At 60.4% G+C, this 14,798-nt stretch carries 11 protein-coding genes; 7 read left to right on the forward strand and 4 right to left on the reverse strand.

What is annotated here, in order from left to right; all coding sequences use genetic code 11:
* Window positions 1–8 precede the first annotated feature (8 nt).
* Window positions 9–1,040, forward strand: coding sequence for a glycosyltransferase (locus tag FHT76_RS27385; RefSeq protein ID WP_183861136.1), 1,032 nt, complete (start codon window positions 9–11; stop codon window positions 1,038–1,040).
* Window positions 1,037–2,059, forward strand: a complete 1,023-nt coding sequence (locus FHT76_RS27390) for a glycosyltransferase (protein ID WP_183861134.1) — start codon at window positions 1,037–1,039, stop codon at window positions 2,057–2,059. The genes FHT76_RS27385 and FHT76_RS27390 overlap by 4 nt, the downstream gene beginning before the upstream one ends.
* 10 nt (window positions 2,060–2,069) lie before the next feature.
* Here FHT76_RS27390 and FHT76_RS27395 read toward each other — a convergent pair whose 3' ends face one another.
* Window positions 2,070–3,119, reverse strand: a complete 1,050-nt coding sequence (locus tag FHT76_RS27395) for a glycosyltransferase family 4 protein (protein ID WP_183861420.1) — start codon at window positions 3,117–3,119, stop codon at window positions 2,070–2,072.
* A 31-nt stretch (window positions 3,120–3,150) separates the two neighbouring features.
* Complete coding sequence (gene greA / locus FHT76_RS27400; RefSeq protein WP_018857193.1) at window positions 3,151–3,627, reverse strand: transcription elongation factor GreA; 477 nt, start codon at window positions 3,625–3,627, stop codon at window positions 3,151–3,153.
* Between the two features lie 223 nt (window positions 3,628–3,850).
* Between greA and FHT76_RS27405 the strand changes: the two genes are divergently transcribed.
* From FHT76_RS27405 to FHT76_RS27415, 3 genes are read left to right on the forward strand one after another with little or no spacing between them, the layout of a single operon-like run.
* On the forward strand, window positions 3,851–5,083 hold the full coding sequence (locus tag FHT76_RS27405) for a putative DNA modification/repair radical SAM protein (protein ID WP_183861132.1): 1,233 nt from the start codon (window positions 3,851–3,853) through the stop codon (window positions 5,081–5,083).
* Complete coding sequence (locus tag FHT76_RS27410) at window positions 5,083–6,543, forward strand: UdgX family uracil-DNA binding protein (RefSeq protein WP_183861130.1); 1,461 nt, start codon at window positions 5,083–5,085, stop codon at window positions 6,541–6,543. The genes FHT76_RS27405 and FHT76_RS27410 overlap by 1 nt, the downstream gene beginning before the upstream one ends.
* Before the next feature lie 59 nt (window positions 6,544–6,602).
* On the forward strand, window positions 6,603–7,634 hold the full coding sequence (locus FHT76_RS27415; protein WP_183861128.1) for an alpha/beta fold hydrolase: 1,032 nt from the start codon (window positions 6,603–6,605) through the stop codon (window positions 7,632–7,634).
* A 53-nt stretch (window positions 7,635–7,687) separates the two neighbouring features.
* Here FHT76_RS27415 and carB read toward each other — a convergent pair whose 3' ends face one another.
* Window positions 7,688–11,185, reverse strand: coding sequence for a carbamoyl-phosphate synthase large subunit (carB, locus tag FHT76_RS27420; protein ID WP_183861126.1), 3,498 nt, complete (start codon window positions 11,183–11,185; stop codon window positions 7,688–7,690).
* Between the two features lie 171 nt (window positions 11,186–11,356).
* Window positions 11,357–12,385, reverse strand: a complete 1,029-nt coding sequence (locus FHT76_RS27425) for a zinc-dependent alcohol dehydrogenase family protein (RefSeq protein WP_259129472.1) — start codon at window positions 12,383–12,385, stop codon at window positions 11,357–11,359.
* A gap of 218 nt (window positions 12,386–12,603) precedes the next feature.
* On the opposite strand from FHT76_RS27425, the gene FHT76_RS27430 reads away from it, so the two are divergent.
* Window positions 12,604–13,716: a phosphatase PAP2 family protein gene (locus FHT76_RS27430; RefSeq protein ID WP_183861115.1), complete on the forward strand. Its 1,113-nt coding sequence runs from the start codon at window positions 12,604–12,606 to the stop codon at window positions 13,714–13,716.
* A 134-nt stretch (window positions 13,717–13,850) separates the two neighbouring features.
* Window positions 13,851–14,768 (forward strand): neutral zinc metallopeptidase, encoded by a 918-nt coding sequence (locus FHT76_RS27435; RefSeq protein ID WP_183754280.1) that lies wholly within the window; start codon window positions 13,851–13,853, stop codon window positions 14,766–14,768.
* The last annotated feature ends 30 nt before the right edge of the window (window positions 14,769–14,798 follow it).

The following is a 14,798-nucleotide window of genomic DNA, read 5'->3' on the forward strand; positions in this document are numbered from 1 at the left end:
CAATCGCGATGAAGGTGATGCATATCCATTTCGGCAAGGAGGGCGGAGCTGAACGTTTCTTTGTCAACCTCGTCAATGCGCTCCACGATCGTGGCGTGGAGCAACGCGCGCTCATTCGTCCCGATCGCAGCTGGCGCAAGGACATTGAAAAATGTGGTGAGGTTTATGAGGGGACGTTCCGGCGCATTTCGCTCTCGCGCTTCATCTTGTCGGCGCGCATGCGCGCTATCCTGAACGATTTTCAGCCTGACGTGATCATGTCGTGGCAATTGCGCGCAAGCCGCTTCATGCCGCGGTACAAGAACGCTCGACGCATTTCGCGGCTCGGTGATTATCCAGAGCACCTCGGCTACTATCGCAATTCCGAAACGCTCGTCTGTATCACACCCGATATAGGCAAGCGCGTGCGCGAACTCGGCTGGACGCGCGGCGTGGAAGTCATTGCAAACTTTACCCGCTCGACCCCAAGCGAGCCGATTGCCCGGGAAGCACTGCAAACACCCGCCGAAGCTTTCGTCGTCATCGGCATGGGTCGCTTCGTTAAGCGGAAGGGCTTCGATGTGCTGATCAAGGCCATCGCAAAGACGCAAGGCGCATTTCTGTGGCTGCTGGGGGATGGGCCGGAGCGCGAAAACCTTGAAAAGCTAACCGACGAACTCGGCCTGCGGGAGCGTGTCCGCTTTGCGGGATGGCAGACCAATGCCTACGCCTACCTTGCGTCCGCCGATGTATTCACCGTGACGTCGCTGCACGAGCCACTCGGCAATGTATGCCTTGAAGGGTGGGGCGCTGGCAAGCCGACGATTGGTTCTCGCGCCGAAGGCCCGAGCTGGGTGATGACAGACGGCAAGGATGCCCTGATGGTTGATTGCGGCGATGTCGACGGTCTCGCGAACGCGATCGCACGCGTTCGTGATGAGCCCGACCTGCGCACCGCATTGATCGATGGCGGTCAGGAGACGCTTAAGAACCGGTTTTCCGAAGAAGCGATCACGCAGGCCTACATCCGTTTGTTCGAGACGGGGACAAGTGCGCCGTGAAGGTGATGCATTTCCACTTTGGCAAGGATGGCGGGGCCGAGCGGTTCTTCGTGCACCTCGTCAACGCCCTGGCTCGGCGCGGTGTCGAGCAGAGCGCAGTCATTCGACCGAACCGGATCTGGCGCAAGGACATGCCGGCTTCGGTCGCGATCGTGGAAAGCAATTTTCGGAATGTGTCGCTGGATCGGATCCTGTTGCCGCTGAAAGTCGCCTTTGGTGCGCGACGGCTTCGGCCGGATGCAATCATGGCCTGGGCGCCACGCGCGAGCGAATTGATGCCGAACTACAAGGGATGCATCAAGATCTCCAGGTTGGGAGATTATCCGACCGATCTGAAGTATTTCAAGAACTCCGACATTCTCGTCTGCAACACACCCGGCATTGCCGACCATGTGCGCGAAATCGGTTGGACGCGTAGAGTTGAGGTGATCTCGAACTTCACGAGAACCGAGCAAGTGGCCCCGGTCGATCGTGCCGCGTTCGACACGCCACGAGACGCGCCCGTCGTCATGTCCATGGGGCGTTTCGTGCCGCGGAAAGAGTTCGCGTTGTTGACGGCAGCGGTGGCGAAGCTGCCGGGCGTCTATCTCTGGCTCGCCGGCGAGGGCGAGGAACTGGAAAACGTCAAAAAAGTCGCATCAGATCTCGGTGTAACGGACCGGGTGCGGTTTCTCGGATGGCAGAAAGACACGCGGCCGTTTGTGGCGGCTGCCGACATCTTCGTCATGCCCTCGAACCATGAGCCGCTTGGCAACGTCATTCTGGAGGCTTGGGCGCAGGGCAAACCCGTCGTTTCCAGCCGTTCAGAGGGGCCGTCGTGGTTCATGAGGGACGGCGAGAACGGGCTTCTTGTTGAGATCGGCGACACCGACGGTTTTTCGAAGGCCATTGAGCGTTTGATCAATGATCCCTTGCTGGCGGCAAAGGTGACCGCCGGTGGGCGGGACACGTTGATGGGGCAGTTTTCTGAAGGCGCTGTTGCCGACGCCTATCTTGAACTCTTCAAGCGCAAGCCTTGACGGCCCCCGGTCATAGGGCCGTGTAGACCGCGCCAAGTCGCCGGGCCTCGCCTTCAATGCTGAAGGCGCTTATCGCGTGGTTCCTCGCGCGGAGTGAAGCCTCTTGGCGACGGGCGTCGTCATCCATGAAATGGGCAGCGGCCAGTACCATCTCATCGAGATCGTCACGCGGGATGATTATCCCGGTTTCCTGGTCACCGGTGAGCAGCAGTTCCGGAAAGGCTCCGACGTCCGTCGCGACAACGGGAACGGCGGTCGCCATCGCTTCGAGCGGCGTCAGGCCGAAGCCTTCCCAGCGTTGTGGCGCGACAAACATATCGAGTGCACGATACCAGTCGTTGATGTTGGTGTGCTCGCCTACGAATAGTAGGCGATCGGACAGGCCGGCAGAGGCAACCCGCGCCTTCAGTTCGTTTTCAAACTCGACGTGTTGTGCCGTGGCGCGTCCGGCAACGATTGCGACCCAGTCGGGCCGGGACGGGAGCAGACGGATCATGCTGTCGACGAAAAGGTCGGTGCCCTTCTGATGGCGAACGCGACCGAAGCAGCCGGCGATCTTCTTCGTCTCGTCGAGACCAAGCAGCCGTTTGGCCGCTACCCTATCATCTGCCGGCGAAAAGCGGGTTGTGTCTATCCCGTGGAGAACGACGGTGCTCGGCACTTCGAGATAATTCGCCGTCTTGCCGCTGGTTGCTATCACCGCGTCCATCTTCGAAATCAGCCATTTCGTCCAGCCGGAGTGGCGGCGCTGGGACGCCGAGGTGAAGACGATCTTCAGCGGCATGCGCAAGACATCGCGCATCAGGATGGCCGGCAGCATTTCGATGTTGCGACGGGCGTGCCATATGCGAAACCGCTTGCCGCGCGGCGCCCGCCATAGCTTCAGCAAGTCACGAAAACGGATGTGCGGCAAGGATGCCGGAAGACCCGGTCCAAGGGCTGCAATCTTCTCGCCGAGTGCGCGCTGGACCGGGATCAACTGGATGATGGTGGACGTGACGCCGGAGAGCCGCTTCTTGAAGTTAGGCGCAATAATCTCGACGTCACTGACCTTGGCGATAGCCGGCTGCCCTCGACCGTCCACGGATCAATCAGCCCCAGGAAATGGAAAGGACTTCGTAGGCCTTGGAGCCACCGGGCGCATTGACTTCGATGGAGTCGCCGACTTCCTTGCCAATCAGCGCACGCGCGATTGGGGAGGAGATGGAGATACGTCCCGCCTTAACGTCGGCTTCCTGATCGCCGACGATCTGATAGGTCTTTTCTTCTTCGGTATCCTCGTCGACGAGCTTCACCTTCGCGCCGAACTTGATCTTGTCGCCGGACATCTTCGACAGGTCGATGACCTCGGCACGCGCGGTCAGGTCCTCGAGCTCGCTGATACGGCCTTCGTTGTGGCTCTGAGCTTCCTTCGCAGCATGGTATTCGGCGTTTTCCGAGAGGTCACCATGCGCACGGGCTTCGGCGATTGCCTCGATGATCCGGGGACGCTCCTCCTGCTGACGCCAGCGCAGTTCTTCCTGCAGCTTGACGAAACCACCCTGCGTCATCGGTACCTTATCAACCATTTTTTTGTCCTTCACTCCCTGTATCCACATAGCCGCGGACACAAAAGAAAACAGGTCCCGAGGGGGAACCTCGGAACCGTGCAACAATCCTAACTTTTGCGGTTATAGCAGATCGCCACCGCTGATTTCCATAAAATTCGTATCGCTGGCCGGAGGCCGGTCGGAGTGGCTGGAAACCAACCTCGATTGACTTTTTGAGCAAGAACATATAGTGAACATGAAGATGAGGAAGTCTCTAAAAGAACGATTGGCAATTCTCTCGGATGCAGCAAAATATGACGCATCCTGCGCTTCCAGCGGAACACAAAAGCGCGATTCGGCGAAAAGTGGCGGCCTTGGCTCCACCGAGGGTTCCGGCATCTGCCACGCCTATGCGCCTGATGGACGCTGCATATCGCTATTGAAAGTCCTCCTGACGAACTTCTGCATTTACGATTGTGCGTATTGCATCAATCGGTCCTCCAGCAATGTAGAACGGGCGCGCTTCACACCGGAGGAAGTGGTTTGGCTGACGTTGGAATTCTATCGCCGCAACTATATCGAGGGGTTGTTTCTCTCGTCGGGCATCATCCGCTCCCCGGATCATACGATGGAGCAAATGGTCCGTGTCGTTCACGAACTACGCGTCTCCCATGACTTCCGCGGTTATATACACCTCAAGTCGATTCCGGAGGCATCGGCCCATCTCATTGAAGAGGCAGGGCTTTACGCGGATCGTCTGTCGTTGAACATCGAGCTTCCGACGGACAGCGGCATTGCGCGCCTTGCGCCGGAAAAAAGGCCCTCACACATCCGCCGTTCGATGGGGGACCTGCGATTGAAGATAGAGGCGGCCGACGAGCCGACGCTCCAATCGAAGACGCGCAAGCGTTTTGTTCCAGCCGGTCAGAGCACGCAAATGATTGTTGGTGCCGATGGGGCAAACGATGCGACGATCCTTGGGACGAGTGCGCAGCTCTATGGCAGCTATAGCCTGAAGCGGGTCTACTATTCCGCCTTCAGTCCCATTCCGGACTCCTCGAAGAACCTGCCTCTGATCAAGCCGCCACTGATGCGTGAACACCGACTTTACCAAGCAGACTGGCTGTATCGCTTCTACGGTTTCGGGATCGAGGAGATCACCGCGACGCGGCCCGGCGGAATGCTGGATCTCAATCTCGATCCCAAGCTTGCATGGGCGCTCGGCCATCGGGCCGACTTTCCAGTCGACGTCAACAAGGCGGAGCGAGAACGGCTGCTTCGCGTGCCGGGGCTCGGAACCAAAACGGTGAAGGCGATCCTTTCGGCCCGTCGCTTCCGGAGGCTGCGTTTGGACGACCTCTCCAGACTCGGTGTCTCGATCAAGAAAGTGCAGGCTTTTGTGACGGCAGAGGGCTGGACGCCACGTCAATTGGCGGATCGAGCGGATTTGCGGACGATGTTCGAGCCGCCGCCCGAGCAATTGACGCTGCTCTGATGCGCCGCGTGGTTCTGAAGGGCAGGGGCGAATTCGACGAATGGCGCAATGCCGCCCGCGCTCTGGCCTGTGCCGGCATTGCACCGGAGGACATAGAATGGCGTGAAGAAGGCGGTGAGAAGCAGCTCTTCTGGGAGCGCGACGTATTGCCTCCGCAACCCGTGTCCGGCAGTCGGTCGATGACAGTGCCTCCGGCGTTTATTGATCTTGCTTCAGCGGTGATTTGCCATTCCGATCCCGTCCGCTTCTTTCTTCTCTATCGGCTGCTGTGGCGGCTTCAGTCCGACAAGTCGCTTCTATCGGTGGCGTCCGACGAAGACGTTTCGGTTGCGCGGTTGATGGAAAAAAGCGTTCGCCGCGATGCCCACAAGATGACGGCTTTCCTTCGCTTCAAGGAAGTGGGATCCGGCATTTCCGTGAATGGCAGGCGGAAGTTTCTCGCCTGGTTCGAGCCGGATCATCACATCGTCACGCGCAAGGCGCCGTTCTTTCAGCGCCGGTTCAACGACATGGACTGGATGATCCTGACGCCAAAGGGTTCGGCGAGCTGGGATGGCGTGAGGTTATCACTCAGCGATGAGCCCTGCACCAAACCTGACCTTACCGATCCTGCCGATGAACTTTGGAAGACCTATTTTGCCAATATTTTCAATCCTGCGCGCCTGAAGGTGAAGGCGATGCAGGCGGAGATGCCGAAGAAATACTGGAAGAATATGCCCGAGGCGGAGTTGATTCCCGACCTCATCGCGAATGCCGAGCAGCGGGTGCTGGCGATGGCCAGGCGTGAGGCGACGATGCCTCCTGCCTTCCACGACAAGCTTCAGGCGGCATCCCGGAACCTGCCGACTGCGCCATCTGCTGCTGAAGGGACATGGGAGGCGCTTCGCGAACAGGCGGCGGCCTGCAGCCGCTGCCCATTGCATGCCAAGGCGACACAGGCGGTCTTCGGGGAGGGACCGCAGGACGCGGAAATCATGTTTGTTGGCGAGCAGCCTGGGGACCAGGAGGATCTTGCCGGGCGTCCGTTTGTCGGTCCGGCGGGGAGGGTTTTCGACGAGGCCTTGTTGGCAGCGGGCATGAATCGCGCGGAGCTTTATGTCACCAACGCAGTCAAGCACTTCAAATATGAACCGCGCGGCAAGCGGCGCATCCATCAAAAGCCGAACCGGGGAGAGGTAGAGCATTGCCGCTGGTGGCTCGACCGGGAATTGGAGCTGGTCAAGCCGAAGCTGGTGGTCGCAATGGGGGCGACGGCACTCTTTGCGCTCACGGGTTGGCAACAGAAGCTTGAGGATGCGCGAGGCGAGTTCATACCGCTTGAGGGCGGTCGGCAGTTGTTCGTCACCGTCCATCCCTCCTTTCTGCTGCGATTTCCGGATGAAGGCCTGCGGCAACAGGAAGTCGAACGGTTCCGTAGCGATATTGCCCGCATCGGTTCAGAATTGGCGTCTTCGAGTTGAATCTGTAAGCTGATATGATCGCCTAAGGCGATATGGGCTGGTTGGCGCAGGAGGGGAAGATGAGCGACAACTATATCATCAGTGCCAGAAAGCGTGCAGGCGATGCATTGATTGCCGAACCTGGACCGATAAAGTTTCTGAAGGTGCCTTCCACGCTCGACAGCTACGATGCGCGTCAGGCGGTATCGAGTGCCAAGGATTGGGTCGCGGAGGTGCAGGGGCTCGCGGATGGCGACGAGAACCCGAATTCGATCGGCCCGCGGGGCGATGTGCTGATCTTCGTGCATGGCTATAACAACGACATCCCGACTGTCTTGAAGCGCATCCGGCAGCTTCGCGCCGATCTGCGCGCGGAAGGCTGGCATGGCGAGATCGTGGCCTTCGACTGGCCGAGCGACAACCAGACACTCAACTATCTGGAAGACCGATCGGATGCCGCGGCTGTCGCGAGTGAGCTCGTGACGAAGGGCATCCGGCTCCTGAAGCAGAGCCAGCAGTCCGGCTGTGAAACCAATGTGCATCTGCTGGGTCATTCAACCGGCTGTTACGTGATCATGGATGCCTTTGCACAGTCGGACAAGCATGGCGATCTCTTCAAGGCGGACTGGCGCATCGGTCAGGTGGCCTTCATCGGCGGCGATGTCTCCACAAGCAGCCTGTCGCTTGCCAGCGACTGGAACCAGCCGATGTTCCGTCGGATCATGCGGCTCACCAACTACTCGAACCCATTCGATTCGGTCCTTGCCGTCTCAAACGCGAAAAGACTTGGCGTTGCCCCACGTGTCGGTCGCGTTGGGCTTCCTGCGGACGTCAATACCAAAGCGGTGGACGTCAACTGCGGTGAATATTTCAAGACGATTGACCCCGCCTCGCAGCCGCAGATCGGTTCTTGGACCCACTCGTGGCACATCGGCAATCGGGTCTTTGCCCGCGACCTTGCCATGACGCTGGAGGGTGCGATCGATCGCCTTGCCATTCCGACGCGCCGTGAAGAAGGAGGAAAGCTGATTTTGCAGGATCGGCCGCGACCGGCATTTCAGGATGCCTGGAACGTCAAGGCGGACGCACAGGATGCGCGAGCGCGAATCTAGCGGTTCTGGTTGTCCGAAAAAAGAAAGGCCGGCGCGATGGCCGGCCCTCCCTATCAGAAGTAGCTTTGCAGGGGGCGAACTTCGAGGTTGCCGGCCCGCAGCGCCTTGATGGCTTGGGCGGCTGCCTCGGCGCCGGCCATCGTGGTGTAGTAAGGGACCTTCTGCATCAGCGTCGCGCGACGAAGCGACTTGGAGTCCGAGATCGCCTTGTTGCCGTCGGTCGTGTTGATCACGAGCTGAACCTGGCGGTTACGGATCGCGTCCTCGATATGCGGACGACCTTCCAGGACCTTATTGATCTTCGTTGCCGTGATACCGTTTTCGGCGAGGAAGCGCTGCGTGCCGCCGGTTGCCAAAACCTTGAAGCCTTCGCCGACGAGAACGCGGATGGCCGGCAGGACGCGCGGTTTGTCGGCATCACGGACCGAAACGAAGACCGTTCCGTCTCGCGGCAGTTCGACACCGGCACCGAGCTGCGACTTGGCGAAGGCCAGCGCGAAGTCGGTGTCGAGGCCGATGACTTCGCCGGTCGAGCGCATTTCCGGGCCGAGCAGCGTGTCGACGCCGGGGAAGCGGGCGAACGGGAAGACGGCTTCCTTGACGGCGATGTGCTTCAGGTTGCGCGGATCGGGCTTCTCACCATAGGCGGCGAAGAGCGGATCGAGCTTCTCGCCGGCCATGGCGCGGGCGGCGATCTTGGCGATCGGGGCGCCGATGGTCTTGGCGACGAAGGGAACGGTACGCGAGGCGCGCGGGTTCACTTCCAGTACGTAGACGGTGCCGTCCTTGATGGCGAACTGGACGTTCATCAGCCCGACGACGTTGAGCGCCTTGGCCATCGACTTCGCCTGGCGCTCGAGTTCGTCGATCATTTCGGACGAGAGCGTGCGCGGAGGCAGCGAGCAGGCACTATCACCGGAGTGAATGCCGGCTTCCTCGATGTGCTCCATGATGCCAGCAATGAAGGCGTCGTTGCCGTCGGAGAGGCAGTCGACGTCGACTTCGATGGCGTTCGACAGGTAGCTGTCGAAGAGCAGCGGGTTCTTGCCGAGCAGGGTGTTGATCTGGCCGGTCTTGTCGTTCGGGTAGCGCTGCTTGATGTCCTCAGGCACCAGTTCCGGAACGGTGTCGAGCAGGTAGGTCTGCAGCTGGCTCTCGGCGTGGATGATCTGCATGGCGCGGCCGCCGAGGACGTAGGACGGACGCACGACCAACGGGAAGCCGATTTCGGTGGCGACCAGGCGGGCCTGCTCGACGGAGTAGGCGATGCCGTTGTTCGGCTGCGTCAGGTCGAGCTTGATCAGAAGCTTCTGGAAGCGGTCGCGGTCTTCGGCAAGGTCGATCATATCAGGCGCAGTGCCGAGGATCGGGATGCCGTTCTTCTCGAGCGCTTCGGCGAGCTTCAGCGGGGTCTGGCCGCCGAACTGCACGATGACGCCGACGACTTCGCCCTTTTCCTGCTCCGCGCGCAGGATTTCGATCACGTCTTCGGCCGTCAGCGGCTCAAAGTAGAGGCGATCTGACGTGTCGTAGTCCGTCGAGACCGTTTCCGGGTTGCAGTTGATCATGATCGCTTCATAGCCGGCGTCGCGGAGAGCGAAAGCGGCATGGCAGCAGCAATAGTCGAACTCGATGCCCTGGCCGATACGGTTCGGGCCACCGCCGAGGATGACGACCTTCTTGGCGGCGGAGACTTCGGCTTCAGAGCGAAGCTCCCCGACGAAAGGCGTTTCGTAGGTCGAGTACATGTAGGCAGTCGGCGAGGCGAACTCGGCAGCGCAGGTATCGATGCGCTTGAAGACCGGGCGGACGTTCAGGCTGTTGCGCAGTTCGGCGACTTCCTTCGGGCGCTTGCCCGTCAGCGTGGCGAGGCGGGCGTCGGAGAAGCCCATGGCCTTCAGCGTGCGCAGGTTCGTGGCATCTGCAGGCAGGCCATGCTCGCGGATGCGGGCTTCCATGTCGACGATCGCCTTGAACTGGGCGATGAACCACGGGTCGATCTTGCAGCCTTCGTGGACTTCTTCCGGGCTCATGCCCTGACGCAGCGCCTGGGCAACCATGCGCAGGCGATCCGGGGTCGGCGTGCCGATTGCAGCGCGGATGGCGTTCTGGCTGGATTCGCCTTCCTCGACACCGGGGATTTCGATTTCGTCGAGGCCGGTGAGGCCGGTTTCGAGGCCACGCAGCGCCTTCTGCAGCGATTCCGCGAAGGTGCGGCCGATCGCCATGACTTCACCGACCGACTTCATGGCGGTGGTCAGGACCGGCGAGGCGCCCGGGAACTTCTCGAATGCGAAGCGCGGGATCTTGGTGACGACGTAGTCGATCGACGGTTCGAACGAAGCAGGCGTTGCGCCGCCGGTGATGTCGTTGTCGAGTTCGTCGAGCGTGTAACCGACGGCGAGCTTGGCGGCGACCTTGGCGATCGGGAAGCCGGTGGCCTTCGATGCCAGCGCCGACGAGCGCGAGACGCGCGGGTTCATCTCGATGACGACGAGGCGGCCGTCCTTCGGGTTGACGGCGAACTGAACGTTCGAGCCGCCGGTCTCGACGCCGATCTCGCGCAGAACCGCGATCGAGGCGTTACGCATCATCTGGTATTCCTTGTCGGTCAGCGTCAGTGCCGGCGCGACAGTGATGGAATCGCCCGTGTGGACGCCCATCGGATCGATGTTTTCGATCGAGCAGATGATGATGCAGTTGTCCGCCTTGTCGCGGACGACTTCCATTTCATATTCCTTCCAGCCGAGAACCGATTCCTCGATCAGGACTTCGGTCGTCGGCGAGGCGTCGAGGCCGCCGCCGATGATCTCGAAGAACTCCGAGCGGTTATAGGCAATGCCGCCGCCGGTGCCGCCCATGGTGAAGGAGGGGCGGATGATGGCGGGCAGGCCGACGACGTCGATCGCCTGGGCGGCAATCGCCATGGCGTGGCTGATATAGCGCTGCTTGCGGTCGGTCTCGCCGAGGTTCCACTGGTTTTCCAGTTCGTCGAGCGCCTTGTCGAGCTCCTTTGCCTGATCTGGGCCGGAGAGGCTTTCCTTCAGCTTGTTGCGCTCGGCTTCATGCGTCTTGCGGTCGGCATCCTTGATGTCGGTGGCGTTGGCGAGCATCGAGCGCGGGGTTTCGAGGCCGATCTTTTCCATCGCCTCGCGGAAGAGGGCGCGGTCCTCGGCCTTGTCGATGGCGGCGGGCTTGGCGCCGATCATCTCGACATTGTAGCGATCGAGCACACCCATGCGCTTCAGGGAGAGCGCGGTGTTCAGTGCCGTCTGACCGCCCATGGTCGGCAGCAGCGCGTCGGGGCGTTCCTTGGCGATGATCTTGGCGACGACTTCGGGGGTGATCGGCTCGACGTAGGTCGCGTCGGCCAGACCCGGGTCGGTCATGATCGTGGCCGGGTTGGAGTTGACGAGGATGACGCGGTAGCCTTCCTCCTTCAGCGCCTTGCAGGCCTGGGTGCCGGAGTAGTCGAATTCGCAAGCCTGGCCAATGACGATCGGTCCTGCGCCGATGATGAGGATCGATTTGAGGTCTTGGCGCTTCGGCATGGGCGTTTTCCGTTTCCTAGCTGCGCAGAAAGCCGGCCAGGGTGGGAGGCACCGGCCGGGTCGCGCATATGATGGTCTTTTCAGGCTAGAAGCGGCTTATAGGCAAATGTATTTGTAAACGGAACCCCATAAATTACGGAATCGACAGGAATTGGCGGCTCTTGCCGGAGCCTAGCGGATGCCCGGCACCACGAGCGCCCTGATCTCGCCTTTTCGAGCAGGGTTGGAGATGACTTCGACGGCCTCCTCGAGGCCGATTTGACGGGAGATCAGCGGTTCGACCTTGATGGTGCCTGACGCAATGAGATCGGCGGCCCGCCGGTGCGTGAAGGGATTGATAAACGAGCTTGTGAGCTTGATCTCGCGAAAGAGGAGATCGAACGGCTCGATCGCGACCTTCACACCCTGCGGCATGACGCCGAGGATCACAACCGTGCCGCCGCGACGTGCGAGGCTTGCTGCCTGCTCGATCGTCTCGGCAACGCCGGCGCATTCGATCACGACGTCTGCGCCGCCGGGCAGCACGCCGTCCGTCGCCGTCAGGTGCGCGACGACCTCACGCGTCGAAGGGTCTACGCTGGCGGTCGCTCCAAGCTCCTCGGCGAGCCGACGCTTCTCCTCGCTGCGGGTCACGAGGACGACATTGGTTGCTCCCGCCAGCCGGGCCAACTGAACGACCAGCAATCCGATCACACCGCCGCCAAGCACGACGACGGAAGAGCCGGTGCGGATTTCGGCGAGGTCGACTCCGTGGATGCAGCATGCAAGCGGCTCGCAAAAGGCGCCGTGGAGGGGAGGCAGTGCATCGGGCAACTCGAAGGCCTGCTGCTGCGGTATGCAAACATACTCCGCAAAACCGCCGTCGCGATGGATGCCGATCGCCTGCAATTTGCGGCACAGATTGACGCGGCCGCGCTGGCATTCGGGGCAGCGGCCGCAGGCAATGTTGGGATCGCCGGTGACGCGCATGCCTTCGCGAAAGCCGCTGACACTGCCGCCTATTTTTTCGATGATCCCGGTGAACTCGTGGCCGAGCGTGACTGGTGGATTGGAAGGAAACTCTCCCTTGAACAGATGGCGATCGGTCCCGCAGATGCCGCAGGCCTCCACGCGGACAAGCAATTCGCCTTGAGCCGGTTCTGGCAGGTCCATCTCGCACAGAACCAGCTTCCCGGGCGCTTCGAGCCGCACCGCCTTCATCGCCTGTCTCCTCCTCAGCCTTCGTTGTGCAAGGAGGCCCGATTGTCGGTGTGTCGTCAAGGAGCGATGTCCTGGAAGTGCTCCTTGGCTTCCATGCAAAAATGTTCGTCCGGTCGACGTTTTTAATAGTACTGGTTCGTGAAAATTAATACTTAGTGTGCTTTCTATTTGGCATTGCAGACCAAAAGGCGGTTTGCTTGCGGGCATCCAGAATCACAATGGCTGATCGTGACAAAGCACTTGCAAATCTGAGAGCTTGGACCTTCGAGTTGCTGCCGCATGTCCGCCACCGACTAATGGCGGACGGTTGGCTCTATCTGGTGGTTCTGTTCTACTTCGTACTTGGTGTCCTGTTGCTGGTCGCTTACGGTCACGTCGAGATGATGTCCTTCGGGCTGTATTTCGACCAATGGACCTACCTGTTTCTGTTTTTAATGCCGCTCATAGCCGGCATTTTTGACTACGCACGGATCTTGCTTCGCTTTGGGGCGAAAAGATCGCTGGCGACACGAAGAGTGTTCTCACCCCATCGGTTAGCTCATCTTCTTTCAGGCATGGCGTTGCTGATGGCGCTGATGGTCTTTCAGGGCACGTTCACAACAATCAAGAATTTGTTGCCGGTTATTCGAGGCGGCTTTCTCTACGACCAATGGCTTGCAAAGACGGATGCACTGCTATCCTTTGGCCCAGACCCCTGGAAGATCCTACTGTCGATTGCCGGGCACGATGCGATCGTCAAACTCGTGGATTGGAATTACAGCGTATTGTGGTTCGCGGTTTGCTTCGGAACGCTGTTCTACGTAGCAACCTCGCCGCGAGCGGCTCCGGTACGCGTCCGCTATATTGGCATGTTCATGCTGGTCTGGGTGGTCTGCGGAAACATTCTCGCGGGTCTTTTCATGTCCGCCGGGCCAGTGTTCTACGGGGCAGTGACCGGCGACACCCAGCGCTTTGCGGAACTATTGAGCTTCCTGGCATCGCCTGACGGCCCCACGACCACCAGCATGGTTCAAAGCTACCTTTGGTCTCTTCATACGCACCATACACCGGGGCTCGGCTCCGGCATCTCAGCGTTTCCCAGCGTGCACGTGGGATTGGTTGCGCTGAATGCATTTTTCGCGGCGGAGATTTCGCGCCGTCTGGGTATCATCGCCTTCTGTTACACCGCGTTCGTCATGGCCAGCTCCGTCTATCTGGGCTGGCACTACGCGGTGGATGGCTATGCGTCACTACTCGTCGTGGGCACCAGCCACTTTGCGCTTAAACGGATGTTGGAACGCGACCGCGGACCAGTCGCGGACGCCCCTGAGGCAGCGGTCGCAATCGCCTGACTACGCGCAGACACAAAATCTAGCAAACGATTGACCTGCCGTTTTCGGCAAGGCTGCCGCCCCGAGATAGCTGGAATTTCCTGATCGCCGAGATATATAGATAACGACCGAAGGTTTAGTCCGGGAGAACCATTATGGAATGGAAAGGCCGGCGCCAGTCCGACAATATCGAAGATCGCCGTGGCGATCCTTCCATGGGCGGATTGGGCAGAGGAGGGGGCTTCAGTTTTCCGTCGGGCGGCGGCATGGGCCGGCGCGGCGGCGGCTTGAGCATCGGCACCATCATATTCCTGGTCGTCATCTATCTTGTCCTGAAGGCCATGGGTATCGACCTGCTACAGATCATGGACGGCGGCACGACGACGGGCGGCCCAGGCTATGAGCAGAGCGAGTCCGGCGGTCAGACGCCCGCCAACGATGAAATGACCGCCTTCGTTCGCACCGTCCTTGCCGAGACCGAGGACACTTGGAACGGGATCTTCCAGTCTCAGGGCCGTCAGTACGAGGAGCCTCGGCTCGTCCTCTTTTCCGGGCAGACGCAGTCAGCGTGCGGTTTTGCCTCGGCAGCGACCGGGCCGTTCTATTGCCCGAGCGATCACAAGGTCTATCTCGACACTGCCTTCTTCAACCAACTGAGCCGCCAATTCGGCGCCTCCGGCGATTTTGCAGAGGCCTACGTGGTTGCCCACGAGGTCGGCCATCATGTTCAGAATCTGCTCGGCATCCTGCCTAAGTTCAATGAGGCACGCCAGCGGATGAGCGAGACGGAAGCGAACAAGTTGTCGGTCCGTGTAGAGCTGCAGGCAGATTGCTTCGCTGGCATATGGGGCAAGTTCACCGAGCAGAAGGGTATCCTCGAAGCCGGCGACCTCGAGGAGGCGTTGAACGCCGCGCAGAAGATCGGCGACGACACGCTGCAGAAGCGCAGCCAGGGCTACGTGGTGCCGGAGAGTTTCAACCACGGCACGTCCGAGCAGCGGGCGCGGTGGTTCAAACGCGGCTTCGACAGTGGGCAGTTGTCCGCCTGCGATACGTTCTCAGGGCCCGTATGAGGTTCGGCAGCCTCTCCCGCGGGGCGAGGC

Source organism: Rhizobium sp. BK176, from assembly GCF_024808055.1.